Genomic DNA, 23,772 nt, shown 5'->3' with positions numbered 1-23,772 from the left:
ATGAAGACCGCAAATTTCGCCAGTTATCACATCCGCAAATGGTACAGCTTCGTCGAGGAAACCCTGGCCAACGAAACCGGCCAGTTGGCCGATGGCGAGCCGCTGTTCAAGTACGCCATTGGGGCGGTGATCGCCAACCCTTATGCCGGACGTTTCAGCGAAAGCCTGGCCGAGTTGATAGAGCCGTCACCCTTGCTGGGCCAGGAGTTTGGCCGGCGTATCCAGGCCCTGGCCGGCGAGCGTGAGATTGTCAGTTACGGCAAGGCGTGCCTGGTGGGCAGCCAGGGCGAGTACGAGCACGGTAATGCGTTGCTGACCAATCCGGCGGCGGATCCGATCCGTGTCGCATTGGGCGGTGGCAAGTCCTGGGTGCCCTCCACCGGCAAGCGTGGCGGGCCTGGCGTGACCATCGACGTACCGCTGGCCCACAAGGACGCGCTGTATGTCCGCTCCCATTACGACAGCATTTCCCTGTCGTTCGGCGATGGTCCCTCGGCCGACGAGTTGATCATCATCTGGGCCTTCGCCACGCGTGGGCGTTTGCATGCTCGTCTGGGTGGTCTGCAGGCCGCTGACGTCAAGGGCAATGACGGCCTGTATTGAGGTGCGCTGACGTGGGAAGCCAACGAATGTCTGCAAACAGCCAGTTCTTCACCAATTGTTCGGGGATGCGCCTGCACTACTTGTCGTGGGGCAATGCGTCAGGCATTCCCGTGTTGCTGCTGCATGGGCTGCGGGCCTATGCCCAGACCTGGGCGTCCCTGGCCAATGCCTTGGGCGAGCAATTCTGTTGCCACGCCCTGGACCAGCGCGGCCGTGGCGACAGCGACTGGGCAGAGGCTTCCAGCTACCGGACCGAAGCCTATGTCAGCGATCTGGAAGATTGGGTCACGCACCTGGGGCTGGAGCGTTTCGTCCTGGTCGGGCATTCCCTCGGCGGCACCAATGCGCTGGAATATGCCCGGCTCAATCCTCGACGCCTGCAAGCCCTGGTGATCGAAGACATCGGCCCCGGCTCGTCGATCAGCGGCGACGGTGCCGAGCGCATCCGTCGCGAGATGAGCCAGACGCCCCTGTCGTTTCCCGACTGGGAAAGTGCCGCGCAATTCTGGCGCCGCTCACGTCCCGGTCTGTCCGCCCAGGGGCTGGCGTCCAGGTTGACCCATTCGATGAAGGAAACCCCGGCAGGCATCGGCTGGCGTCATGATCAGGCCGGCATTGCCCAGGCGCGCCTGAGCATCACCCCGACCGATCTGTGGCCGGCGGTCCGGGCACTGGATTGCCCGACGCTGTTCATCCGTGGTGCGCGTTCCGATTTTCTGCCCGAGGCGACCCTGGAGGCCATGAAGGAGGCCAATCCACGCGTGCATACAGCGCAAATCGCCGACGCCAGCCATTATGTCCATGACGACCAGGAGGACACGTTCAACCGTGTGGTCATGGATTACTTGCACGACCAATGCCTACAACCACAACAACAAAGCGGTGAATAACGATGAAGCAGGAGAAGACCCAGGTTGTCATCGTGGGCGGCGGCCCGAACGGGATCACGGCCGCTCATTACATGGGGCTGTACGGTATCGACTGCATCGTCCTGGAATTGGCTGACGGCGTCCTGCCGTATCCCCGCGCGGTGGGCATGGATGACGAGGCGCTGCGGGTGTTGCAGGGCATCGGCATCGCCGAGCTGGCCGCGCGCGACATGATCTGCAACGTGCCCCTGCGTTACTACAATGCACGAGGCGTCTGTTTTGCCGAGGTCAAGCCGAGCACGGCGAACTATGGCTGGCCGATGCGCAATATCTTCATGCAACAGTTGCTTGAAACGACATTGCGCGAGCAGTTGGGCAAGCACGCCAGTGTCGAGTTGCGCCAGGGCCATGAAATGCTCGACCTGGAGCAGGATGCCGAGGGCGTGACCTTGCAGGTGCGCGATGCCGGGGGCGAGCTCTATCAATTGCAGGCGCAGTACGTGATCGGTGCCGATGGCGGACGCTCCAGCGTGCGCAAGAAACTCGGCATCGAACTGCTGGGGCTGACCCATCCGCGCAAATGGGTGGTCATCGACACGGCCAACGACAGCCTGGATGCACCCTATACGGCGTTGCATGCCGACCCCCAGCGACCTTTCGTCTGTATCTACCTGCCGTATCAGCAGCGGCGCTGGGAGTTCATGCTCCTGGAGGGCGAAGACGAAACCCGGATGTGCGAAGAAGCGACGATCCGGGACTTGATCCGTGGGCATATCGGCGACGCGGTCGACCAGCTGGAAATCATCCGGATCCGCGCCTACACCCACAACTCCCGGGTCGCGGCGCGCTTTGTCCAGGGCCGTGTGGCATTGGTGGGGGACGCGGCGCATATTTCCCCGCCCTGGGCCGGGCAGGGGCTCAATTCGGGCTTGCGTGATGTGGCCAACGTCAGTTGGAAGCTCGCCGCGATTCTCCAAGGGCGGGCGTCGCCGACGATCCTGGCCAGTTACGACCAGGAGCGCCGTGGGCATGCGACCGATCTCATCGCGTTGGCCGACAACATGGGCGCCGTCCTGGGGCTGACCAACCCGTTGATGGCGGGTGTGCGGGACTGGTTGTTCCAGGCCGTCAACAGCGTCGACAACCTGCGTTCGCATTTGCTGGAGTTCAAGTTCAAACCCAAGGCGACCATCACCAAGGGCCTGGTGTATCACGAGCGCGCCGAGCTGCATGAGGATGATCTGGTCGGGCAGTTGTTCATCCAACCGTCCATCGAAGATGCCCAGGGCCAGCGCCGACGCCTGGACGAGGTGCTGGGGCATTCCTATGCGGTGCTGGGGTATCGGGTCAATCCGAACGAACAACTCAGCGAAGAAACCGCCGCCTGGTGGGCGCGCTGGGAGACGCGCTTCATCCAGATCAATCGCTCGCGCAGTGGCGTGGGGCGCAACCAACCCTTGTCGGCCAGCGGGGCCATTTGCGTCGAGGATGTCGATAACCGCCTCGGCGAATGGTTTGCCAAGGTGCGTGATTGCATCGTGGTGGTGCGGCCGGATCGGTTCGTGGCCGCGATCACCACGCCCGAGCGGCTCGAGGGCGTGTTGCGCAAACTGGCGGAGCAACTCTCATGAGCCGCGAAGATCATCTGTTGGTCCGGCTTCACGATGCCGCGCAGGCCGTGCACGCCTTGCCTTCGTTGGAGCCACAGGCCGTCGACCTGCCGATGGGCTACACCTTGCAGCGCGAGGCGCTGCGTCGGCGCCAGGCCGGTGGTGAGCGCTTGACCGGATGGAAAGTGGCCTTCGCCGGCCGCGCCGCCCAGGACCGTTTCGGTATTGATGAGCCGGTCTTGGGCGCACTGACCGATGCCATGGTCGTGGAACCCGGCCGTGGGGTGTCGCTTGCGCGGCTGATCCAGCCGAAGTTGGAAATCGAGCTGGCGTTTGTCCTGGGGCGTACGCTGGTGCCCGGTTTCTACAGCGACGAGGACATCCTCGCCGCGGTGTCCGAGATCGCGCCGGCATTCGAAATTGCCGATTGTCGCTGGCAGGGCTGGCGTTTCGGCGTCGGCGCGTTTCTTGCCGACAATGCCGCCGCGGGGCTGTATTGCCTGGGGCCGCGGGTCAGGTTCCATCCCGAGCAATTGGCCCACCTGAACTATCGCTTGGCGTGCGATGGGGTGCCCTGTGGCGAGGGCAATGCCCAGGCGCGCGAAGACACGCCCCAGGCCAACCTGTGCTGGCTGGTCCGGCGCTTGCTGGCCGACGGGCAGTGTGTTGAAGCGGGCCAGGTGGTGCTGTCCGGCGCTTTGTTGGCACCGTTGGAGATCAAGGCCTCCGAGTACCGGTTGTACATGCTTGGCATGGAACTGGCTTTGGTTTTCCGGCAGTAAGCACCGTTCACCCAAAGGAGCCCGTGGCGAGGGAGCTTGCTCCCGCTTGAGTGCGAAGCGCTCACAAAAATGGGTCTGCTGCGCAACCCAGCGGGAGCAAGCTCCCTCGCCACGGGTTTTAGAGGTCCTTGAACAACCGTACCAGGCAATAAACGCAGGGCCACCGAGGAACAATGATCATGTTCGCCGAAGTCCGTACTTTCAATGATCCTCAGCAACACGCCGGTTCGATCCTGGGCTGGCAACAAGTCTATGACCAGCTCGGGCGTGGATGTCTTTCCAGCGAGCTGCGCCAGGTGTGCGCCGAACGTTTCCAGATTTTCCAGGAGGTGTTGGATAAACGCGTGGTGCAGCACGGTTGCGCGCCAAAAGGGCGCTTGTGCATTGCCATGTCGCTGGGCGGTGCGCCGGTGGTCCAGGGGCACCAGGTGGGCGCTCACAGCGTCGTGTTGTTGCGTGATGGCGAGGACTTCGTCTTGCACGCCCCGGAGGGCATGCATTTCTTCGCGGCCAATGTCGACACGGTGCGGTTCGCCAAGCTGGCGGCCTACGAACTGTCGAGCGAACAGCTCAAGCGTTTGAAAAACGTGTCCCAGGTCAGCGTGGATGAGGTGGTACTGCGCCGCGTGCAACAACGCATCCACCCACTGTTTCGTCGCCTTTTGGAACAGGCGGACGCCGTCAATCCCGCCTCGGAAAAAATCCTCGAAGACGTTCTGCTCAATGCCTTTCTCGATCTGTTCAGCCACGCCTCGGACGAGGTGCGTGGCCGACGCGGCAATTTTGCCGTCAGTGCCTACCTGGTCAAGCGTTGCCAGGAGCTGGTCGTCGCCAGTGCCGATGTGCCCTTGAGCATTCTCGACTTGTGCGAGCAATTGCGGGTCAGCCGCAGGACCCTGCAGAACAGTTTCCAGGCGGTGACCGGGATGCGCCCGGTGGAGTACCTGCGCAACCTACGGCTCAATGCCGTGCGTCGCCGTTTGATCACGACCCGTGCGGCGGCGCAGAACGTCAGTGAGATCGCCGTGGAGATGGGTTTTTTCCACCTGAGCCATTTTGCGTTCCATTATCGGGCGCTGTTTGGCGAGTCACCTTCGGATACGCCCAGGGCGCCGGCGTGATGAGCCGCCGTTTGCGGTGTTACCGAAGCACCATCGCGCACCTGTAAAGGGCAGCCACTGAGCTGTTTGGTAGCACACGGCTGCAGCCTCGCCAGTGGCAGGGCTCACGGCAGCCAGTCACTTTTCCTCGGTAAATTCCTTCAAATCAAACGCTTGCACGATTGCGTGAGAAGTTGGCACGCATTCTGCTTTTTTGAATCCATGGATAATTGGATACAAAAATGCAGAAGGTGCTGCCATGCAATTTGCTCCGACGTACGCTGAACGCCCGCCCATGACCGCCGAGGAGGAGGCCTACAACTTCCTGCTCGATGCCATTTGTGGTGGTCGGTTACGCAAGGGTGACCGGTTGATTGCCGAGGACATTGCCAACGAGATCGGCATGAGCCGGATGCCGGTGCGCGAGGCCTTTCGCCGTCTGGATGCCCAGGGCTTGGTGACCCTGCGGCCCAATCGCGGGGCGGTTGTCAGCGGCTTGGACATTGATGAGCTGCACGAAGTCTTCGAAATGCGCAGCGCCCTGGAAGGCCTGGCGGTCCGTGTCGCGACAGCAAGAATTGGCGAGCGCCAGTTGGCCGCCTTGGAGCGCTTGCTGGACGAGATGGACGACTACCGCGAGGAAAGCGCCGAGTGGGTCAGCCGCCATCGCGCCTTCCATGAATATCTGTGCAGCCTTAGCGGTCGCCCGCGACTGCTCAAGCAGATCAGCGCGCTTTATTCCCTGATCGAAGCGCCCATGCGCCTATGGCTGCAGCATGTGGAAAAGCCCCTGAGTGCGCGTCAGGAGCACATGTTGATCCTCGATGCCCTGCGTGCGGGCGATGCCGAGAAGGCCGAGGCGGTGGTGCGTGGGCACATCGAAGGCACCGTTCCTGAATTGATCGAGTTCCTGCAATCGAAAAAATAACGAGAGCAGGCCCCGAGCCTGCCCGTGTTCTGACTTTGAGTACTGCCCGTTACCTACTGAACTGGAGTGTCTGGTCATGCATAAGCCTCGCCTGTTGGTTGCCGTTTTATCCTTGGGTTTCTGTGCGCAGTGGGCGGTTGCCGCGCCCGTTGTCCCGGAGCGTTTGCTCAAGGTCGACAAACTCGTCTACTGCTCAGGCATGGATTCGCCGCCGCTGGTGTCTTTTGATGAAGCGCAGAAACCCAAGGGATTGACCGTGGACCTGGGGCTGGAAATCGCCAAGCGCCTGGGTGACAAGAAGGTGGAGTGGCGGGTCATTCCCTTTTCCGGATTGCTCCCCGCGTTGCTGGCCCGCCAGTGCGACATGATCGTCGATCAGCTGTTTGACAAGCCCGAGCGCCGCGAGGTGATCGACATCGTCAACTACATGTATTCCAGCCAGGCGGTGGTGGTGCCCAAGGGCAATCCGAAGGGCCTCAAGACACTGCCGGATCTCTCCGGGCACAAGGTCGCGGTGCTCAACGGTTCCACCATCAAGACCCTGCTCGACGCCGAGAACGAAACCCTGGCCAAGGCCGGCAAGCCGGCGATGAAGCTGGTGGTCTACAACACCGACACCGATGCCTTCCAGGCCCTGCGCATCAGCCAGGTCGACGCCTACGGCACCACCGTGGAAACCGCCGGTTACTACGCGGCCATGGCGCCCGACCTGTTCGAGGAAGGCGTGCCGGCCTTCAGCCGGATCCTCACCGGCCTGGGCATCCGCAAAGACGATCCGCAACTGACCGCCGCCGTGCAGCAGGTGATCGGCGATATGCGCAGCGATGGCAGCTACAGCCAACTGCTTGGCAAATGGCATGTCGCCAGTGACACACTTGATTGAGGTGAACCATCGATGAATTTCAATTGGGATGTGTTCTGGCAGTACCTGCTGCAGCCCAGTGGGGTTTACCTCACCGGGCTTTGGCTGACCTGCCTGATCAGTGTGCTGGCGATGCTGCTGGGCTGTGCCCTGGGGCTGGCCGCCGCGTTGCTGCGGTTGTCGAGCAACCCCTTGCTGCATTTGCCGGTGCGCTTTTACGTGTGGCTGATGCGCGGCACGCCGTTGCTGGTGCAGATCGTCTTTCTCTACACCGCGCTGGCCGCCGGCGGAATTTTCCGCTTCGAAGACATCGACCTGTTCGGCCTGGTGATCCCCGGCAATATCCAGGCGGCGATCATCGCCCTGGGCCTCAACGAGGGGGCCTACATGGCCGAGATTATCCGCGCCGGCATCGGCGCGGTGGACAAGGGCCAATACGAGGCCGGGCGTTCCCTGGGCATGACCTTCGCCAAATTGATGCGCCGCATTGTCCTGCCCCAGGCGTTCCGGGTCATCGTTCCGCCGCTGGGCAACGAGTTCAACGTGATGCTCAAGAACACCACGCTGGTCAGTGTGATCGGCGTCCAGGAACTGTTGCTCAGTACCCAGATGGTCACGTCGGCGACGTTCCGGGTGTTCGAGCTGTACCTGGTGGTGGCGATCTACTTCCTGTTGCTGACCACGTTGTGGGGCTTTTTCCAGCGCTGGCTGGAGACCCGTTTCGGCCAATCGGATCGGCCTTCGTCGCCACCGCCGGCGTCGACGCGAATGTTCGGTCGCAGCACCTTGAACCTGCTGAGGGCACGTTAACCATGGCGCATAAAAGCGAAGAGCTGATCATCGAGGCGCTGGACGTTCACAAGTCCTTCGGCGAGTTGCAGATTCTCAAGGGCATTTCCCTGCAAGTGCGGCGTGGTGAAGTGGTGGTGCTGATCGGTGCGTCGGGCTCCGGCAAGACCACCTTCATTCGTTGCATCAATCTGTTGGAAGACATCCAGGGCGGACGCATCCGCGTCAATGGCCGGGCGATGGGGTACCGCGAGCGGGCCGACGGCAGCCTGGTGCGTGAGTCGGAGCGCAACATCGCCCGGCAGCGGCGGGATATCGGCATGGTGTTCCAACGCTTCAACCTGTTCCCCCACATGACCGCCCTGGAGAACATCATCGAGGCGCCCATCCAGGTGCTCGGGGTGTCGCGTGTCGCTGCGTTGGAACAGGCCCGCGGGTTGCTGGAGCGGGTCGGCCTGGCGGACAAGGCCGATCACTACCCGTCGATGCTCTCCGGCGGCCAGCAACAGCGGGTGGCGATTGCCCGGGCCCTGGCCATGAAACCCCAGGCCATGCTGTTCGACGAGCCCACCAGCGCCCTCGACCCGGAGACCGTCGGCGAGGTGCTGCAAGTGATGAAGGAGCTGGCCGAGGAGGGGATGACCATGGTCGTGGTGACCCACGAGATGGGCTTCGCCCGGGAAGTGGCCGACCGTGTGGTGGTCCTGGACCAGGGCGAGCTTATCGAGCAAGGGCCGCCGGAGCAGATCTTCTGTCACCCCATTCATCCGCGGACCCGGGCTTTCCTCAGCCGGGTGCTATGACCCCTGCAAAGTTGTTTACCCCCTTGAGTCCGGTCAATCAATTCCCGTATTGAAGAGTCTTCGCCATGCTGACATTTTCTGCCCACGAATACCCTTATCCATCCCAGCGCCAGAGCGTTTTCGCCCGTCGGGGCATGGTCGCCGCGTCCCAGCCCCTGGCGGCCCAGGCGGGCATCGAGATCATGCAAAAAGGCGGCAATGCCATCGACGCCGCCATCGCCACGGCAGCGGCGCTGACGGTGGTGGAGCCCACTGGCTGCGGCATCGGCGGTGATGCCTTCGCCCTGGTCTGGTGCAAGGGCCAGCTACACGGCCTCAACGGCAACGGGCATGCGCCGGCGGCCTTGAGCATCGAGGCGGTCAAGGCCGCCGGTCATGGGCAGATGCCGATCCATGGCTGGACACCGGTGACCGTTCCTGGCTGCCCATCGGCTTGGGCGCAGTTGTCGCAGCGCTTTGGCAAGCTGCCCTTTGCCGAGCTGCTGCAACCGGCCATCAGCCTGGCCCGGGACGGCTTTGCGCTGTCGCCGGTGGTTGCCCATCAATGGCAGATCGCGCTGAACGAGTTCACGCCCCATCGCGATGCCGTCCTGGAAGCCTGGTTCGAGACTTTCCTGATCGAGGGCCGGGCGCCTCGGGCCGGGGAGATTTTTCGCAACCCGGCCCAGGCGCGCACGCTTCAGGAATTGGCCGACACCGGCTGTGAAAGCCTCTATCGCGGGGCGTTGGCCGAACGCCTGGACGCCCACTCCCGGGCCAGCGGCGGCTACCTGCGCGCCTCGGACCTCAGGGATTATCGCGCCCAGTGGGTCGACCCGATCCACGTCAATTACCGAGGCGTGGATGTCTGGGAAATCCCGCCGAGCGGGCAGGGCCTGGTGGCCTTGATGGCGCTGAAGATTCTGGAAGGTTTCGACTTCGATCAGCGTGACAGCCAACAGACCTGGCATCGTCAACTGGAAGCGATGAAGTTGGCCTACAGCGACGGCCTGCACTACATCACCGACCCCCTGCACATGCGGGTGGCGGTGGCTGACCTGCTCAGCGATGACTACAGCGCCCGTCGGCGCGGGCAGATCGGCGAACAGGCCCAACCGCCCGCGCCCGGCGACCCCCACGCCAGCGGCACGGTGTACCTGGCCACCGCGGATGGGGAGGGCAACATGGTCTCGTTCATCCAGAGCAACTACCACGGGTTCGGCTCCGGCGTGGTGCTGCCCGACAGCGGAATCGCCCTGCAGAATCGCGGGCAGGAGTTCAGCCTCGATCCGAGCCACGCCAACTGCCTGGCCCCGGGCAAGAAAACCTTCCACACCATCATTCCCGGGTTCCTTACCCGTAATGGCGAGGCCCTCGGCCCCTTCGGCGTGATGGGCGGCTACATGCAGCCCCAGGGGCATGTGCAGATGGTCATGAACCTGGTGGATTTCGGCCTGAACCCGCAAGCGGCCTTGGACGCACCGCGTTGGCAATGGCTGGGAGACATGAAGGTCGGGATCGAACACGGGGCTTCACGGGACCTGGCCAATGCCCTGGCGCGACGGGGACATGAGGTGCAGATCGCCAGCGACCTGACCGACTATGGGCGCGGCCAGATCATCCTGCGTGACCCGGTCAGTGGTGTGCTGTGCGGCGGGACCGAACCCCGGGCGGATTCGCATATTGCCGTTTGGTGATGAGCGCAGGCAAATGGGTTTCACTCATCGGCCATTCCCGAGTGGATCTTGATGACGACCTTGCCCTTGGACCGTCCTTGCTCGACATAATCCAGGGCATCCGCCGTCGCGTCGAAGGCGAAGGATCGGTCAACCACCGGCTTGATGCTGCCGGACTCGACGAGCGTGGCGATCTCACGCAGTTGAGGACCACTGGCGCGCATGAACACGAAGGCGTAGCTCACCCCCTTTCGGCGGGCCTTGCGGCGTATGCCACTGCTCAGCAGGCCCATGATCAGCCGCAGCGGCCAGGAAAATCCCTGGGCCTGGGCGAACTGTGGGGTGGGTGGCCCCGAGATGGAAATGAGTTGGCCACCGGGTTTGAGGATCTTCAGCGACTTCTCCAGTTCATCGGCGCCCAAGCTGTTCAACACGACGTCATAGTCCTGCAGCACGCTTGAGAAATCCTGCTGTTTGTAATCGATGACAACGTCCGCTCCCAGCGCCTTGACCCAAGGTACATTGGCGGTGCTGGTGGTGGTCGCAACGAAGGCGCCGAGGTGTTTGGCCAGTTGGATGGCGAGGGTGCCGACGCCACCTGAACCGGCGTGGATGAACACCTTTTGGCCTTTCTTTACCTGGGCGGTTTCAACCAGCACCTGCCAGGCCGTCAGGGCGACCAAGGGCAGGGCGGCGGCTTCCTCCTGGCTGACGTTTGTGGGTTTCAGGGCCAGGGCATTTTCGTTCACTGCAATCTGCTCGGCGAAGGTGCCGATGTGCCCATCCGGGACGCGGGCATAGACTTCATCCCCCGGTTTGAAATGCTCGACACGGGATCCCACCCGCATCACGACCCCGGCCACGTCATGCCCCAATACCAAGGGAAACGAGTAGGGCAGGATCAGCTTGAATTCGCCTTTGCGGATCTTTGAGTCCAGGAGGTTGACGCTGGCGGCATGCACGCGGACCAGCACGTCTTGGTCAGCCACTGCTGGGGCCGGTATGTCGCCAATACGACCGCTGTGCTTGGCGTAGCGGTCGATTAAAAATGCCTTCATGGTGCTTTGCTCTCATAAGGGATGCTGCGGACTGGTCACCCGGCCAGGCATCCAGGAATGCCAGCGCTGTCCTTCGCGCCGGCGCCCGCTGAACGATGATTACGCCAGGTCTTGATAGCGCTCGGCAACCTGGGACTGCTTGATTTGCCCGAGCAGGCCTTGGCGCGCCGCCTGCAAGGCATCCCAGCGTGCCTCTTCCTGCAGCGGCGGGATGGTCACCGGCTCGCGACGGTCAAAACCGACCAGCGCGGCGTCGACCAGGTCACCGACTTCCATGACTTCATTCAAGGTGTTGATGTCGATGCCCGCGCGCTCCCAGATCTCGGTACGGGTCGCGGCCGGCAGGACGGCTTGCACGTAGACACCTTTAGGCGACAGTTCCAGGCTGAGTCCCTGGGAGAGGAACAACACGAACGCCTTGGTCGCGCCGTAGACCGACATGCCGAATTCCGGTGCCAGGCCGACCACGGAGCCGATGTTGATGATCGCGCCGTCACCTGCTTTGACCAGGCGGGGGGCGATGGCGCTGGCCAATCGGACCAGCGCGGTGGTGTTGAGCGACACGAGGTTCGCGACGCTGTCGGTCGACTGCTCGATGAAGGTGCCGGACTGGGCGGCGCCGGCGTTGTTGACCAGGATACCGATGCTGGCGTCGTCCCGCAGGCGGGCTTCGACGCTCGTCAGGTCGCTGATCTGGGTCAGGTCGGCCTGGAGAATGTCGATGGCAACAGTGTGTTCGCTGCGCAGCTTGGCGGCCAGGGCTTGCAGGCGCGCGCCGTCGCGGGCCACCAGGACGAGATTGTGGCCGCGTTGCGCAAAGCGCTGGGCATAGACTGCGCCGATGCCGGTGGAGGCGCCAGTGATGAGAACGGTTGTGCGAGTGTCCATGGGTGATTCTCTTCTTCAGGGATTGATGAGTGAATCGCGCGCTGTTGTCCAGGCGCTCGGTTGGGGTCGGGGCAGTGTTACCGCGCGCTGGATTGCGCGAGTGTTGGGTAGTCGATGTAGCCCGCCGCACCGCCGCCGTAGAGGGTGGCGGGATTGAACGCCGACAGCGGCGAGCCGGTTCTGAGTCGTTCCACCAGGTCTGGGTTGCCAATGAACGGCCGGCCAAAGGCGATCAGGTCAGCCTGGTCTTCGGCGAGTCGCGAAGTGGCCAGGTCCAGGTCGTAGCCGTTGTTGGCGATGTAGGTGTTATTGAAGCGCTGGCGCAACGCGGCGAAGTCGAAGGGCGCAACATCGCGCGGCCCGCCCGTCGCACCTTCGACCACGTGCAGGTAAACGATGTCCAGGGCGTTGAGCTGGTCGATCAGGTAGTCGAACTGGGCTTGTGGCGCGCTGCTGGACACACCATTGGCCGGCGACACAGGCGAAATGCGCAGGCCGGTGCGTTCGGCGCCGACTTCTTTCACGACGGCCGCGGTCACTTCCAGCAGCAGGCGAGCACGGTTTTCAATCGAGCCACCGTAGGCGTCGGTGCGCACGTTGGCGCCGTCCTTGAGGAACTGGTCCAGCAGATAGCCGTTCGCGCCGTGGATCTCTACGCCGTCAAATCCTGCCGCGATGGCGTTCGCTGCCGCCTGGCGAAAATCGTTGACGATCCCGGGCAATTCGCTGATGTGCAGCGCTCGCGGTTCGGAAACGTCCTGGAAACTGTTGTTGACGAACACCTTGGTCGCCGCACGCAAGGCGGAGGGGGCCACGGGCGCCGCGCCGTTCGCTTGCAGGTCGACATGGGAAACCCGCCCGACATGCCACAGTTGCAGGAAGATCCGCCCGCCTTTGGCATGCACGGCATCGGTCACCTTGCGCCAGCCGTCGATCTGCGCCGGTGTGTAGATCCCGGGGGTGTCCTGGTAACCCTGCCCCTGCTGGGAAATCTGTGAGGCTTCGGAGATCAGCAGGCCGGCGGACGCTCGCTGGCTGTAGTAAGTGGCCGCGAACTCGCTCGGTACAAAACCTTGCCCCGCACGGTTGCGTGTCAGCGGTGCCAGGACCACGCGGTTGGAAAGCGTGAGATTACCCAGCTTATGAGGTGTGAACAGATTCTGGTCGGTCATGGCGTCTTGTTTCCGTGGGTTTGGATAAGTGTTGTGTGCAACCTGCCGAGGTGAGCGCGGCTTTTCATTAGGATGATGACCGAAATCTAAACTGTCAACGAATTTGATTATGCTCGACATCTATGTATGATGTGAGCGTGATTTTCGAGCAGCACGAGGAGTGGAAAATGCGGGTGACCAAGGCCCAGGCCCAGGCAAATCGGGAGCACATCGTCGAGACGGCGTCTGTCTTGTTCCGTGAGCGAGGCTTTGACGGCGTGGGTGTGGCGGATCTGATGGCGGCCGCCGGGTTCACCCACGGCGGTTTCTACAAACATTTCGGCTCCAAGGCCGACCTGATGGCCGAAGCGGCCGCGCGCAGCCTTGCGCAATCGCTGACCAACAACGCGGGTCTCGACGTGCCCGGGTTCGTCAATCTCTACGTGTCCCGGGATCACCGTGACGCCCCGGGTGGCGGTTGCACCATGGCGGCACTGTGCGGGGACGCTGCCCGTCAATCGCCCGAGCTGAAGGCGACTTTTTCCAGCGGTATCGAAAACATGCTGGCGGCGCTCGCGAGCCGGTACGAGACCGGGCAAGACGCGCCGCAGGCAGAGGTCAGGGCGAAAATGCTCGACATGTTGGCCCATGTCGTCGGCGCGGTCATGTTGTCGCGGGCCTGCCCGGACGATTCCGCCCTGGCTGATGAAATCCTCGAGGTCTGCCGCACCCGGATCATCGCATCACTGCCGCCATCGCCCGCGCAGCAGCCTTGACGGATACCGGTTGGCCTTACAGCGACGCCCTGACCACCATTGGGCAATCCACCGGCTGGGCGCCCGTCAGTTCGAGAGTCTCGATCAGGTGCCGGGCCGCCTGGCGACCGATCTCGTAGTAGGGCAGTTGGACCGTGGTCAGCGGCGGCATGAACAGTTCGGCGATGCCGATCATGTTGTCATAGCCCAGCACTGCGACATCATCAGGGATTTTCAAGCCGCGACCCAACAGCAGTTGATAGGCGCAGAAGGCGATGCGGTCGTTGCCGCAGACCAGGATGTCGAATTGCGGACGGCCGTCGACGATATGCCGGTCGAGAATGGCGGCGGTTTCACCGTAGGCATCGTGATCGGAAAGGTCGTATTGCAGGAGTGCTTCAGGCGCCAGCCCGAATGCCTGGCAGGCGCGTTGCAGACCTTGTTGGCGCAGATTCCAGGCGACACTTTTCCTGGGCAAGTTGATACACAGCGGGCGCCGATAGCCTTGGCTCAAGGCATGATGCACGGCGCGGTACTGCCCGGCTTCATCATCCGGCACGTAGCTGACCAGTTGGCTGTCATCGGCCAGGCAATTGGCGAGTACCAGCGGCTTGCTCTTGAGTCGCTCGGGAATGCTCACCTGGCGCAACCCCATGGCACTGAAGATCAACCCGTCGGGGCGATGCGACAGCATCAGGTCGATGTTCTGGTCGGTGGGCGGGTTGCTCAGCAGGTTGAGGATGAAGACGTTCCAGCCAGCCTGCTGCGCGGTCTGTTCGATGGACAGCAGCAACTCGACGGCGAACGGCGTGGTCGCGGTGTCCAGGGCGAACACACCGATGGTGCGCGCCTGCAAGTTGTCGCCGCGCATCCTGCGCGCCGACAGGCTCGGTACGAATTGCAGTTCATCGATGGCGCGGCGTACCCGCTGAAGGGTTTCGGGGCTCAGTTTTTCCGGCGTGTTGAGCGCGCGCGAAACCGTCATCAGGGATACGCCGGCCAGCTGTGCAACGTCTTTCACGGAAGTCATGCGAAGTGCGGCCAGTCAGGTTGACGCAGAATCATGACACAGCGCCCGGGCTTCTCGCGACTCGAATGACGCGACTCACAGCCAACCCGAGGCCAGGGGCCAGGCGTTGGAAATGGCGACGTGCCCGCCCGTCCCGCTCGCCAACAGCTTCACCCCGAGGCTGTCGGGCCGCGGATAGAGCCGACTGCTGAGGCTGAAGCGGCCGCTTTGCTCAAACACCTCGATGGAGGAACGATCGAGAAACACCCGCAGGTGCAGTTGCGTCTGCGCCGGCTCTATCGGCACGCTGCGCTGGCCGCTCACTTGCGCACCCGAGCGGCTGCGATCGAGCACCAGGCGTCGCAGTGACGCGTCGTAATACAGCAGGGTCTGTTCCTGCTCATCGGCACTGCAGCGCAAGGCAATGCCCAAGTGACCTTCGGTGCAATCGAGCAGGTCCAGATGCACATGGATCTCCAGTCGGTCGCCACTCACTTGCGGTACCCAGCGGCTGCCCGACTCGCCCCACGGCGCAATGCTCGGCAACGGTGCCTGGCGCAGCGCAACCAGTTCCCGCGCCGGAAACACGCCGAGGCGATCGCCCTGCAGTTCCAGCTCCCGTGGCAAACCGAGCATGCCGCACCAGTGATGGGCCTGGCTCGGCATCGGGCTTTCCCACATGTCCAGCCAGGCCCACACCAGGCGCCGGCCATCAGCGGCCACCAAGGTTTGCGCGGCATAGAAATCGTGGCCGTTATCCAGCTCGATGAACGGCCCGCCGCTGAAGTGCCATTCGCTGTCGAGGTGGCCAATGCGATAACCGGTCTGATACTTGTTGAGCCGTTCGTACCCCGCCGGTTGCATGCCTTGGGGGGAGTACAGCAGTACGTCGCGCCCGTCGAGGCGAAACAGGTCCGGGCATTCCCACATGTAGCCGTCGCCGTCAGTACCCCTGGACACGTAATCGAGAAATTCCCAGGCGCGCAGGTCCGTGGAGCGATACAGCGGCAGCAGCGGCGTGTCGCCCAGGCGCGCCCCGGCAATCAGGTACCAATAACCATCCTCCTGCCAGACCTTGGGGTCGCGAAAGTGCATGATCGCCGCTTGCGGCGCGTCCTCGATAACGGCGCCATGCTTGACGAAGCGGACACCGTCGACACTGGTGGCCAGGCACTGGACCTGGCGGATCAGGCGTTCGTCACCCACCTCTCCCAGCCAGGTGTGCCCGGTGTAGATCAGCGCCAGGGTGTCGCCACACACCACCGCGCTACCGGAAAAACAGCCGTCGCGGTCGAAATCGTCGCCCGGTGCCAGGGCAATGGGCAGATGTTGCCAATGAACCAGGTCGGCGCTCTTGGCGTGGCCCCAGTACATCGGGCCCCATTTGGCGTCGAAGGGGTGGTGTTGGTAGAACACGTGGTACTCGCCCCGAAAAAACACCACCCCGTTAGGGTCGTTCATCCAGCCCGTTGGCGGGGCCAGATGATAGTCGGGTCGATAGTCGTGGATCAGGCGAGACAGGCCATCACGCAGGGCCTGCTGCGCATGTTCAAGAGAGGCGGGCATCGGATTGCTCAGGCTATTCAAGGATAAAGTCATAGGGCGCCCGCATGGGCCGGGCGCAGGGCGACGTCATCGGGCAGGCGGTCGATGGCGTGGCGCTGCAACGCCGTGCCGTGTGTGTCGAACACATGCAGATTGTCGATATCCAGTTGCAGTTCGACCCGATCGCCCACTCGCCATCCGGCGTTGACCTCACAACGACAGACCATGGGGTCGTCCTGGCCGGTGTCGAGGTGCACATAGGTTTCACTTCCCAGGTATTCGACCCCGCTCACCGCGATGCCGGCCGTTCCCTGGGCCGCCTTGAGGGCGATATGTTCCGGACGAATCCCCAGGCTCAGTTGCGTATTCGCCGCCAGCCCCGAGCTGTCGAAGGGCAGGGACGTCATGCCCAGCACCAGGCTTTCAACCTGGCTGGTTTCGCCTGGCGTATGCAGGAACGCGGCAAGGAAATTCATCCTGGGTGAGCCCAGGAAACCGGCGACAAAGCGGCTGGCCGGACGCTCATAGAGTTCCCGTGGCGAGCCGACCTGCTCGATGCGGCCGCCATTGAGCACGACAATCTTGTCGGCCAGGGTCATCGCTTCAACCTGGTCGTGGGTCACGTAGATCATGGTCGAGCCCAAGCGCCCATGCAGCCGGGCGATTTCGTTGCGCATCTGCACGCGCAGGGACGCGTCGAGGTTGGACAGTGGCTCGTCGAACAACAGAATGTCCGGCTCCCGCGCCATGGCCCGGCCCATGGCCACGCGCTGGCGCTGGCCGCCCGACAGTTCCCGTGGCTTGCGTTGCAGCAGTTTGTCCAATTGCAGGATCTGCGCGGTTTTCAGCACCCGCTCGCGCAGACTGGTCTTTTCGGTCTTGGCCAGCTTGAGGCCAAAGCTGATGTTGTCGTAGACGCTCATGTGCGGGTACAGCGCATAGGACTGGAACACCATGCCGACGCCACGCTCGCGCGGCTCCAGGTCGTTGACCCGGCGTCCGTCGATCAGCAGGTCGCCGCCACAGATCGAATCCAGCCCGGCGATCAGCCGCAGCAGGGTCGACTTTCCACAGCCCGAAGGGCCGACGAAGACCACGAATTCGCCTGCCGAGATTTCCAGGCTGACGTCGCGAAGAATGCGTGCGCCGCCCAATTGTTTGTTCACGTTGTCCAGCTTCAACTTGATCACGATGCTGTTCCTTTTTTTGTCTGTGTTGGGCCTCAACCCTTTAACGCACCGGCAGTGAGGCCGGAAACAATGCGGCGCTGGAAGATCAGCACCAGAATCACCAAGGGCACCGTGACCAGCACCGACGCCGCCATCAACAGGCCCCAAGGCAGCTCATGGGGACTGCCGCCGGAAATCAGCGCGATGGCGACTGGAACCGTGCGTTGCGAGTCGGTCAGGGTGAAGGTCAGGGCAAAGAGGAACTCGTTCCATGCGGCGATGAAGGCCAGAAGGCCGGTGGTGACCAGTGCCGGCCAGAGCAGCGGCAACAGCACGCGGGTCAACGTGACCCAAGGTGACGCACCGTCCATGATGGCGGCCTCTTCCAGCTCATGAGGCAGTTGCCCCATGAAGGTGGTCAGCACCCAGACGGTGAAGGGCAGGGTGAAAATCGTGTAGCTCAGGATCAACGCCCAGGAGGTGTTGTACAGGCCCAGAGCACGGATCACTTCGAACAACCCCGACAGCACCGCGACTTGGGGAAACATCGAGACGCCCAGGACCATCATCAACACCGGACCGCGCCCGCGAAACTTCACCCGGCCCAAGGCATAGGCGGCGGTCAGGCTGAGGAACAGCGCCAGCGCGACCACGCACAGCGCAACCACCAGCGAGTTGCCGATAGCCCGCAGGAACGAGGCCTGGTTGAGCACGGCGGCGTAGTTGGAGAAGTCGGGCTGGTCGATCCAGTAACTCACCTGGAACAAGGCGCTGGACGGTTTCAGCGACGTTACGATGGCGTAGTAGAAAGGGAAGACCGCATACACCAGCAAGATAGCGATCAGGCACCAGAACCCGAGGCGCAACAGGGCTTTTTTCAGTAGGCGCGGGCTCATGAGCGGACCTCCAGCTGACGGCGTCCGAGGTACAGATAAACCATGGCGATCACCGCGACGACCAGGAACAGCAAGGTCGAGGCGGCGCTGCCGTAACCGACGTCCTGGAATTCCACCAAGTGCTGGCGGGCATAGACCGACATGCTCATGGTGCTCGACGAGTTCGAGGTCAACACATAGATGACGTCGAAGACCCGCAGGGAATCGAGGATCCGGAAGATCGCCGCCACCAGCAAGGCCGGCATCAGCAGTGGCAGGGTGACCCGCCAGAACACTTTCACTGGGTGAATGCCATCGACCCTGGCGGCTTCGTAGCAATCGCTGGGCAGCATCTGCAAGGCTGCCAGCATCAGCAGGGTGACGAAAGGCACGGTCTTCCAGACGTCGACGATGATCACCGCCCACATCGACAGGTCCGCGTCGGCGGTCCAGGCCAGGGGCGCGTCGATCAGGCCGAGGCCGAGCATCAGGTGATTGATGATGCCGAACTGGTCGTTGAGCATCCATGACCAGATTTTCGCCGAGACGATGGTCGGGATCGCCCAGGGAATCAGGATCAACGCCCGCACCAGGGCGCGTCCGCTGAACCGGACGTTGAGCAGCAACGCCACCAGCAGCCCCAGGACGATTTCCAGCCCCACCGACACCACGGTGAAATGCAAGGTGTTGCGCACCGCATTCCACCACTGTGGATCGACGAGCAGGCCTGACCAACCGGCACTGCTGTGGAACAGATAATTGCTCAAGCCGACAAAGGTTGCATCCCCCGTATCGGCGAGGCTGGCGTCGGTCAGGCTGAACCAGAATGTACGCAACAGCGGCCAGGCCGCCACCAGCGCCAGGCACAGCAGCATCGGGGTCAGGAACAGCCAGGCGGCGCGAACGCGACGGCGTTGTACCGGCGTTTCCCGGGCGGGCAGGTACTCGTCGTCGGGGACGAGTGTGGTGGAGACAGACATGGTGATTTCCTTCCTTGTGGCTTACCAGTTCCGGCGTTTGATCCGCGTGAGTTCGCTTTCCAGCTCGGCCAGGGCCTGATCCACCGGTCGCTCGCCCGCCAGCACGCCGTGCACTTGATCGAAGAAGGCATTGGAGACCCGTGGATAGCGGTCGGCAGTGATCGAGGCGGGGCGCATGACCCCGTCGTTGAGAATGCTGTGCAGTTGGCTGTAGTAAGGCATGGCCGCGAGCAACTCGGGATCCTGGTAGAGCGATTCGATCACCGGGTTGTAGGCGCCGACCAGGGCACGATGTTTCTGTTGTTGGGCGCTGCTCAAGTAGCTCACCAGTTCCGCGGCAAGCTTGGGGTTGGCGCTGTAGCGCGACACCGCCAGGCCCCAGCCGCCGAGGGTGGACGCGTGAGTACCCGTCGCGCCGCCACGGGGCAGGGGCGCGACGCCGACCTTGTCTTTGACGGCGCTGTCCTGGCTTTGCACCAGGGCCCAGACATAAGGCCAGTTACGCATGAACAGCGCATTGCCCGACTGGAAGACGCCGCGTCCTTCTTCCTCGGTGTAATTGAGCACGCCACGGGGGGCGATGTCTCCGACCCAGCTTTTGGCCAGGGTCAACGCCGCCCGTGACGCCTGGCTGTTGACCACGATATCGCCTTGGGCGTTGACCAGCCCGCCTTGCGGTTGGCTGCTGATCCACTCCAGGGCATTGCACGTCAGGCCTTCGTAGGCGCGTCCCTGGAATATATAACCCCAGGCATTGGCGTTCCCGGCAGCGCGCTCCGCCTGCTGGACAGTCCTGGCGGTGGTCGTCATTTCTTCCCAGGTCTGGGGCACGGGCTTGTTGTATTTCTCGAGCAAGTCCTTGCGGTAATACAGCAACCCCGAATCGGTGAACCACGGCATGGTCACCAGGCGCCCGTTCACCGTGGCGTTATCCACCTGGGCCTGGAAATACCCCTGGGTGGCGTCGGCCGCAAGCACCTGGCGCAAGTCCAGCAAGTGTTTGGCCAACATTCCCGGCCACACCATGTCGATCTGGATGATGTCGATGTCGCTGGATTGCGCACTGAGGATCTGCTGGTAGAACGACAACCGCTCGGTCGCCGAGTTAGGTGTGGAAACCACTTCGACACTGTTGCCGGTCTGCTTCGACCACGCTTCGACGGCCTCTTTGCACAGTTGCAATTCGGCACCCACGGCACCACAGGAAATCGTCAGGTTGGCGGCAGTCGACAGGGCTGGAAACCCGACGCAAAGGCCGAGCAGCGCCGCTGGAAGGAGCGATTTGAGCTGTTTCATAAAGCCCTCTTTATTTTTGTTTTTAGAAAAGTTAACGTTAACATCGCCAAATGTAGCAGCGTATTTGCGATGAGGCATCCTTTTTTTCCTCTGTTTTGACAATTCAGAACCTGGGTGGAAAAGGCGGGTCGCGGCAACAGAACAATAAAAACAAAACAGGGAAAATCCACATGCAGAAAGCATCAAGCTGGCTCCTCGCAAGCGTGCTCGGCGCCTCGGCGGCCAACTCTCAGGCTGCGACTCTGGAAGAGCGCATGGCGGCGTTCGAAGCCCGTGCCAGCGCAGCGGAAAAGCGTGCAGCCGCCGCCGAACAACAAACCCAGGCACTCGCCAGGGAACTGCAGCAAATCAAACTCGCCACCCCCGCCGCGCAACCGACCGTGTCCGCCGTTGCGACACCCACGCTCGATGCCCGCCTGGCAAAACTCGAAGCCCGCCAGCAAAGCACGGAAAAGCAGGGCGGTAGCGCCCACCTCACTGACGGCTTCAGCTTCAAGGGCTACGCCCGCTCCGGGTTGCTGATCAACGATGGGTTGGGTGGCGGACGCGGCGGTCCGTACACCACCCCGGCCGGTTCTGTCGGCGGCGCCGTGGGGCGACTCGGTAACGAGGACGACACCTACATGCGCATCGACCTGTCGAAAGAGCTGTACGCGCAGAACGGCACCCGCTCCAAATTCACGGTGTCCATCGCCGATGGCGTAGAAAGCTCCAACGACTGGACTGCCGAGGAAAGCAATCTGAACGTGCGCCAGGTGTTCACCGAACTCGATCACCTCGCGGCATTCAAGGGCAACTCGATGTTCGAACATTCCACCTTGTGGGCTGGCAAGCGCTTCGACAGGGACAATTTCGACATCCACTGGCTGGACTCCGACGTGGTCTATCTGGCCGGCACCGGGGGTGGCATCTACGACATGCAGATGACCAAGGACTGGCGCTCGAACTACTCGTTGATCGGGCGTAACTACGGGGATTTCAGCGAGGGCGGGGTCAATGCCGATGTGGAAAGCTACATCCTGACGTCCAACCAGTTTTTCGACGGCGGGCAGTGGCAGTGGATGTTCAACGCCATAGGCTCGAAGAAAAACGACTTCGGCACTCGCACCAATGAAGCGGGCCTGGCGCCGGCCGACTCCGGTTTGCACAGCATGGTCGCCAATCACCAGAAAACCTTTTTCGGTCGCGAAGGCTTCTTCAAGACAGCGCTGCTCTATGGGCAGGGGTTGGGGGCTGAGGTCAAGAACGTCGGCGCCGATGGCGAATTGATCGACGATGCCCGGGCTCTGCGTGTGGCACTGTACGGCGAAACGCCCCTGGCCTCCGACTGGCGCATCGGCCCGAGCCTGCTGGCCGAGCGAAGCAAGGATCGCTACGTCAAGGGCGACGACTACCGTTGGATGACCCTGAACGTGCGCTTGGCCAACGAAATCAACAGCAATTTCGAGATGGCCTACGAGATGAGTTGGCAAACCATGCAGCTCGACCCCAAGGGCTACCTGCAACGCAATGCGGTCGACGGTAACTTCTGGAAGTTCACGGTGGCCCCGACCTTCAAGCCCGACTTGGGCGATCTGCTTACGCGCCCTGAACTGCGTCTGTTCGCCAGCGTCATGAATTGGTCGTCGGACCTGGACAGGTACAGCTCCACAGACGCCTTCGGCAAGACGGACTTCAACGCCGGTGGCACCTGGCAGTATGGCCTCCAGATGGAAACCTGGTTCTGACACCAGTCAGTCGAGACCTGTGGGAGCGGGCTTGCTCGCGATAGCGGAGGATCAGCCTGGACAGGTGTTGGATGTGCCGCTGTCATCGCGAGCAAGCTCGCTCCCACAGTTTTGCCGGGCGTTCACAGACTTCGCAGTCACCACCCATCCTCTGTGGGAGCGAGCTTGCTCGCGATAGCGGAGGACCAGTTTGCAGCGATGTTGGATGTGATGACGTCATCGCGAGCAAGCTCGCTCCCACAGTTTTGCCGGGTCGTTCACAGACTTCGCAGTCACTACCCATCCTCTGTGGGAGCGAGCTTGCTCGCGATAGCGGAGGATCAGTTTGCAGCGATGTTGGATGGGTTGACGTCATCGCGAGCAAGCTCGCTCCCACAGTTTTGCCCACGGCTTTTGCGATTAACGTGTATGCCAGCCCAACTGGCTTGAGATCTGTTGGGTGGCTTGCATCAGTTGCTTGACGTAGTCCTGCTTCAACTCTTCCCTGAAGCGAAAGCACGGAAATGAAACACTCATTCCGCCGATCACATGGCCGAAACGGTCGCGGATCGGTGCCGCCAGGCAACGCATGTTGTCCTCGAACTCTTCATGGTCCTCGGCATAGCCTTGCTGGCGAACGGTCTCCAGTTCCTGCAGATACGCCTCGGCGCTGGTCAGGGTATTGGCCGTGCGACGCTCGAAGCTTTCCTGTGCCAGGTGGGCGAGCAACTCGTCTTCTTCGAGCCAGGCCATCAGCACCTTGCCGATGCCGGTGCAGTACAACGGCGCCCGTCGACCGATCCGCGAGTACATGCGCAGGTTGTACTTGGAGTCGATCTTGTGCACGTAGACGATGCTGCCTTCGTCGAGAATCCCCAGGTGGACGGTCTCGCCGGTCAGCTCGTTGATCCTGCGCATCCCGGGCTCCGCTTCCCGGACGATGTCCAGGTGGGGCAGGGCCTGGGCGCCCAGTTCGAACAGCCGGACGCTGAGGCGATAGCGATCCTCGGCGTCCTGCACCACATACCCTCGGGCCTTGAGCGACTGCAGGAAGCGATAGACCGTGGCCTTGGACATGTCCAGTTTGGTGGCGATTTCCGACACGCCGCTTTCTTCCGGATGCTCGGCCAGTGCCTCGAGCACGGCCATGGTCCGGCCCACCGCCGACACCAGATCGTTGTTGGGAATGACGCTGTTGTCCATGAAGGCTCCAACGTGAAAGTAAAACCCAAGGATATACGCAAGCAGAACAAAACGCTGTTTCATTTTTGCTTGACGAGGCCGGAAATCTGACTAGACTCGGGCCTTGAGATAAAAATGAAACGCCGTTTTAAAAACA

General features: G+C 62.3%; 23 protein-coding genes. 12 read left to right on the top strand and 11 right to left on the bottom strand.

Annotated elements, in window-relative coordinates; all coding sequences use genetic code 11:
- From AO356_RS28690 to AO356_RS28670, 5 genes are all read left to right on the top strand, one after another.
- Positions 1 to 603 (top strand): amino acid synthesis family protein, encoded by a 603-nt coding sequence (locus AO356_RS28690; protein ID WP_060742715.1) that lies wholly within the window; start codon positions 1 to 3, stop codon positions 601 to 603.
- Positions 604 to 629: 26 nt separating this feature from the next.
- The gene (locus AO356_RS28685) at positions 630 to 1,493 is read left to right on the top strand and encodes an alpha/beta fold hydrolase (protein ID WP_060742714.1); all 864 of its coding nucleotides are present in this window, start codon (positions 630 to 632) and stop codon (positions 1,491 to 1,493) included.
- 2 nt (positions 1,494 to 1,495) lie between these two features.
- On the top strand, positions 1,496 to 3,103 hold the full coding sequence (locus AO356_RS28680) for a bifunctional 3-(3-hydroxy-phenyl)propionate/3-hydroxycinnamic acid hydroxylase (RefSeq protein ID WP_060742713.1): 1,608 nt from the start codon (positions 1,496 to 1,498) through the stop codon (positions 3,101 to 3,103).
- Entirely contained in the window at positions 3,100 to 3,864 is a 765-nt protein-coding gene (locus tag AO356_RS28675; protein ID WP_060742712.1) for a 2-keto-4-pentenoate hydratase, read from the top strand. Before AO356_RS28680 ends, AO356_RS28675 begins: the two co-directional genes overlap by 4 nt.
- Before the next feature lie 179 nt (positions 3,865 to 4,043).
- Entirely contained in the window at positions 4,044 to 4,985 is a 942-nt protein-coding gene (locus tag AO356_RS28670; RefSeq protein ID WP_060742711.1) for a helix-turn-helix domain-containing protein, read from the top strand.
- Between the two features lie 117 nt (positions 4,986 to 5,102).
- Here the strand turns inward: AO356_RS28670 and AO356_RS33220 are convergent, their stop codons facing one another.
- Positions 5,103 to 5,225: a hypothetical protein gene (locus tag AO356_RS33220; RefSeq protein ID WP_257720542.1), complete on the bottom strand. Its 123-nt coding sequence runs from the start codon at positions 5,223 to 5,225 to the stop codon at positions 5,103 to 5,105.
- On the opposite strand from AO356_RS33220, the gene AO356_RS28665 reads away from it, so the two are divergent.
- The 5 genes from AO356_RS28665 to AO356_RS28645 all read left to right on the top strand — a co-directional run bounded on the left by AO356_RS28665 (position 5,224) and on the right by AO356_RS28645 (position 10,022).
- Entirely contained in the window at positions 5,224 to 5,892 is a 669-nt protein-coding gene (locus AO356_RS28665; RefSeq protein WP_060742710.1) for a GntR family transcriptional regulator, read from the top strand. The genes AO356_RS33220 and AO356_RS28665 overlap by 2 nt on opposite strands.
- Before the next feature lie 76 nt (positions 5,893 to 5,968).
- Positions 5,969 to 6,775, top strand: coding sequence for an ABC transporter substrate-binding protein (locus AO356_RS28660; RefSeq protein WP_060742709.1), 807 nt, complete (start codon positions 5,969 to 5,971; stop codon positions 6,773 to 6,775).
- Positions 6,776 to 6,787: 12 nt separating this feature from the next.
- The gene (locus tag AO356_RS28655) at positions 6,788 to 7,564 is read left to right on the top strand and encodes an amino acid ABC transporter permease (RefSeq protein WP_060742708.1); all 777 of its coding nucleotides are present in this window, start codon (positions 6,788 to 6,790) and stop codon (positions 7,562 to 7,564) included.
- Positions 7,565 to 7,566: 2 nt separating this feature from the next.
- Complete coding sequence (locus AO356_RS28650) at positions 7,567 to 8,346, top strand: amino acid ABC transporter ATP-binding protein (RefSeq protein ID WP_060742707.1); 780 nt, start codon at positions 7,567 to 7,569, stop codon at positions 8,344 to 8,346.
- 65 nt (positions 8,347 to 8,411) lie between these two features.
- On the top strand, positions 8,412 to 10,022 hold the full coding sequence (locus AO356_RS28645; RefSeq protein WP_060742706.1) for a gamma-glutamyltransferase family protein: 1,611 nt from the start codon (positions 8,412 to 8,414) through the stop codon (positions 10,020 to 10,022).
- 20 nt (positions 10,023 to 10,042) lie between these two features.
- Here the strand turns inward: AO356_RS28645 and AO356_RS28640 are convergent, their stop codons facing one another.
- The 3 genes from AO356_RS28640 to AO356_RS28630 form a co-directional block, all read right to left on the bottom strand.
- Positions 10,043 to 11,059 (bottom strand): NADP-dependent oxidoreductase, encoded by a 1,017-nt coding sequence (locus AO356_RS28640; protein WP_060742705.1) that lies wholly within the window; start codon positions 11,057 to 11,059, stop codon positions 10,043 to 10,045.
- A 99-nt stretch (positions 11,060 to 11,158) separates the two neighbouring features.
- Complete coding sequence (locus AO356_RS28635) at positions 11,159 to 11,947, bottom strand: SDR family NAD(P)-dependent oxidoreductase (protein WP_060742704.1); 789 nt, start codon at positions 11,945 to 11,947, stop codon at positions 11,159 to 11,161.
- Positions 11,948 to 12,024: 77 nt separating this feature from the next.
- Positions 12,025 to 13,119, bottom strand: coding sequence for an alkene reductase (locus AO356_RS28630; RefSeq protein ID WP_060742703.1), 1,095 nt, complete (start codon positions 13,117 to 13,119; stop codon positions 12,025 to 12,027).
- A gap of 167 nt (positions 13,120 to 13,286) precedes the next feature.
- Between AO356_RS28630 and AO356_RS28625 the strand changes: the two genes are divergently transcribed.
- On the top strand, positions 13,287 to 13,874 hold the full coding sequence (locus AO356_RS28625; RefSeq protein WP_060743234.1) for a TetR/AcrR family transcriptional regulator: 588 nt from the start codon (positions 13,287 to 13,289) through the stop codon (positions 13,872 to 13,874).
- A gap of 16 nt (positions 13,875 to 13,890) precedes the next feature.
- Here AO356_RS28625 and AO356_RS28620 read toward each other — a convergent pair whose 3' ends face one another.
- From AO356_RS28620 to AO356_RS28595, 6 genes are all read right to left on the bottom strand, one after another.
- Complete coding sequence (locus AO356_RS28620; protein ID WP_060742702.1) at positions 13,891 to 14,883, bottom strand: LacI family DNA-binding transcriptional regulator; 993 nt, start codon at positions 14,881 to 14,883, stop codon at positions 13,891 to 13,893.
- A gap of 75 nt (positions 14,884 to 14,958) precedes the next feature.
- Positions 14,959 to 16,461: a glycoside hydrolase family 32 protein gene (locus tag AO356_RS28615; RefSeq protein WP_060742701.1), complete on the bottom strand. Its 1,503-nt coding sequence runs from the start codon at positions 16,459 to 16,461 to the stop codon at positions 14,959 to 14,961.
- Positions 16,458 to 17,597 (bottom strand): ABC transporter ATP-binding protein, encoded by a 1,140-nt coding sequence (locus tag AO356_RS28610; protein ID WP_060742700.1) that lies wholly within the window; start codon positions 17,595 to 17,597, stop codon positions 16,458 to 16,460. Before AO356_RS28610 ends, AO356_RS28615 begins: the two co-directional genes overlap by 4 nt.
- 32 nt (positions 17,598 to 17,629) lie before the next feature.
- Entirely contained in the window at positions 17,630 to 18,472 is an 843-nt protein-coding gene (locus AO356_RS28605) for a carbohydrate ABC transporter permease (protein WP_060742699.1), read from the bottom strand.
- Positions 18,469 to 19,431: a carbohydrate ABC transporter permease gene (locus AO356_RS28600; RefSeq protein WP_060742698.1), complete on the bottom strand. Its 963-nt coding sequence runs from the start codon at positions 19,429 to 19,431 to the stop codon at positions 18,469 to 18,471. Before AO356_RS28600 ends, AO356_RS28605 begins: the two co-directional genes overlap by 4 nt.
- 21 nt (positions 19,432 to 19,452) lie before the next feature.
- Positions 19,453 to 20,727 (bottom strand): ABC transporter substrate-binding protein, encoded by a 1,275-nt coding sequence (locus tag AO356_RS28595; protein WP_060742697.1) that lies wholly within the window; start codon positions 20,725 to 20,727, stop codon positions 19,453 to 19,455.
- Between the two features lie 170 nt (positions 20,728 to 20,897).
- Here AO356_RS28595 and AO356_RS28590 point away from each other — a divergent pair, with 170 nt between their 5' ends.
- Positions 20,898 to 22,454: a carbohydrate porin gene (locus AO356_RS28590; protein ID WP_060742696.1), complete on the top strand. Its 1,557-nt coding sequence runs from the start codon at positions 20,898 to 20,900 to the stop codon at positions 22,452 to 22,454.
- A 399-nt stretch (positions 22,455 to 22,853) separates the two neighbouring features.
- Here the strand turns inward: AO356_RS28590 and kdgR are convergent, their stop codons facing one another.
- Entirely contained in the window at positions 22,854 to 23,636 is a 783-nt protein-coding gene (kdgR, locus tag AO356_RS28585) for a DNA-binding transcriptional regulator KdgR (RefSeq protein WP_060742695.1), read from the bottom strand.
- Positions 23,637 to 23,772: the final 136 nt, after the last annotated feature.

Source organism: Pseudomonas fluorescens, from assembly GCF_001307275.1.
Classification (GTDB): domain Bacteria; phylum Pseudomonadota; class Gammaproteobacteria; order Pseudomonadales; family Pseudomonadaceae; genus Aquipseudomonas; species Aquipseudomonas fluorescens_AA.
The sequence above is the reverse complement of the archived record's forward strand: the minus strand, read 5'-3'. Positions and strand labels throughout refer to the sequence as shown.

Bases quoted from the DNA above. Each gene is read 5' to 3' on its own strand.
- AO356_RS28690 (WP_060742715.1), top strand. From the start codon at position 1: ATGAAGACCGCAAATTTCGCCAGTTATCACATCCGCAAATGGTACAGC.
- AO356_RS28685 (WP_060742714.1), top strand. From the start codon at position 630: ATGTCTGCAAACAGCCAGTTCTTCACCAATTGTTCGGGGATGCGCCTG.
- AO356_RS28680 (WP_060742713.1), top strand. From the start codon at position 1,496: ATGAAGCAGGAGAAGACCCAGGTTGTCATCGTGGGCGGCGGCCCGAAC.
- AO356_RS28675 (WP_060742712.1), top strand. From the start codon at position 3,100: ATGAGCCGCGAAGATCATCTGTTGGTCCGGCTTCACGATGCCGCGCAG.
- AO356_RS28670 (WP_060742711.1), top strand. From the start codon at position 4,044: ATGTTCGCCGAAGTCCGTACTTTCAATGATCCTCAGCAACACGCCGGT.
- AO356_RS28665 (WP_060742710.1), top strand. From the start codon at position 5,224: ATGCAATTTGCTCCGACGTACGCTGAACGCCCGCCCATGACCGCCGAG.
- AO356_RS33220 (WP_257720542.1), bottom strand. From the start codon at position 5,225: ATGGCAGCACCTTCTGCATTTTTGTATCCAATTATCCATGGATTCAAA.
- AO356_RS28660 (WP_060742709.1), top strand. From the start codon at position 5,969: ATGCATAAGCCTCGCCTGTTGGTTGCCGTTTTATCCTTGGGTTTCTGT.
- AO356_RS28655 (WP_060742708.1), top strand. From the start codon at position 6,788: ATGAATTTCAATTGGGATGTGTTCTGGCAGTACCTGCTGCAGCCCAGT.
- AO356_RS28650 (WP_060742707.1), top strand. From the start codon at position 7,567: ATGGCGCATAAAAGCGAAGAGCTGATCATCGAGGCGCTGGACGTTCAC.
- AO356_RS28645 (WP_060742706.1), top strand. From the start codon at position 8,412: ATGCTGACATTTTCTGCCCACGAATACCCTTATCCATCCCAGCGCCAG.
- AO356_RS28640 (WP_060742705.1), bottom strand. From the start codon at position 11,059: ATGAAGGCATTTTTAATCGACCGCTACGCCAAGCACAGCGGTCGTATT.
- AO356_RS28635 (WP_060742704.1), bottom strand. From the start codon at position 11,947: ATGGACACTCGCACAACCGTTCTCATCACTGGCGCCTCCACCGGCATC.
- AO356_RS28630 (WP_060742703.1), bottom strand. From the start codon at position 13,119: ATGACCGACCAGAATCTGTTCACACCTCATAAGCTGGGTAATCTCACG.
- AO356_RS28625 (WP_060743234.1), top strand. From the start codon at position 13,287: ATGCGGGTGACCAAGGCCCAGGCCCAGGCAAATCGGGAGCACATCGTC.
- AO356_RS28620 (WP_060742702.1), bottom strand. From the start codon at position 14,883: ATGACTTCCGTGAAAGACGTTGCACAGCTGGCCGGCGTATCCCTGATG.
- AO356_RS28615 (WP_060742701.1), bottom strand. From the start codon at position 16,461: ATGACTTTATCCTTGAATAGCCTGAGCAATCCGATGCCCGCCTCTCTT.
- AO356_RS28605 (WP_060742699.1), bottom strand. From the start codon at position 18,472: ATGAGCCCGCGCCTACTGAAAAAAGCCCTGTTGCGCCTCGGGTTCTGG.
- AO356_RS28600 (WP_060742698.1), bottom strand. From the start codon at position 19,431: ATGTCTGTCTCCACCACACTCGTCCCCGACGACGAGTACCTGCCCGCC.
- AO356_RS28595 (WP_060742697.1), bottom strand. From the start codon at position 20,727: ATGAAACAGCTCAAATCGCTCCTTCCAGCGGCGCTGCTCGGCCTTTGC.
- AO356_RS28590 (WP_060742696.1), top strand. From the start codon at position 20,898: ATGCAGAAAGCATCAAGCTGGCTCCTCGCAAGCGTGCTCGGCGCCTCG.
- kdgR (WP_060742695.1), bottom strand. From the start codon at position 23,636: ATGGACAACAGCGTCATTCCCAACAACGATCTGGTGTCGGCGGTGGGC.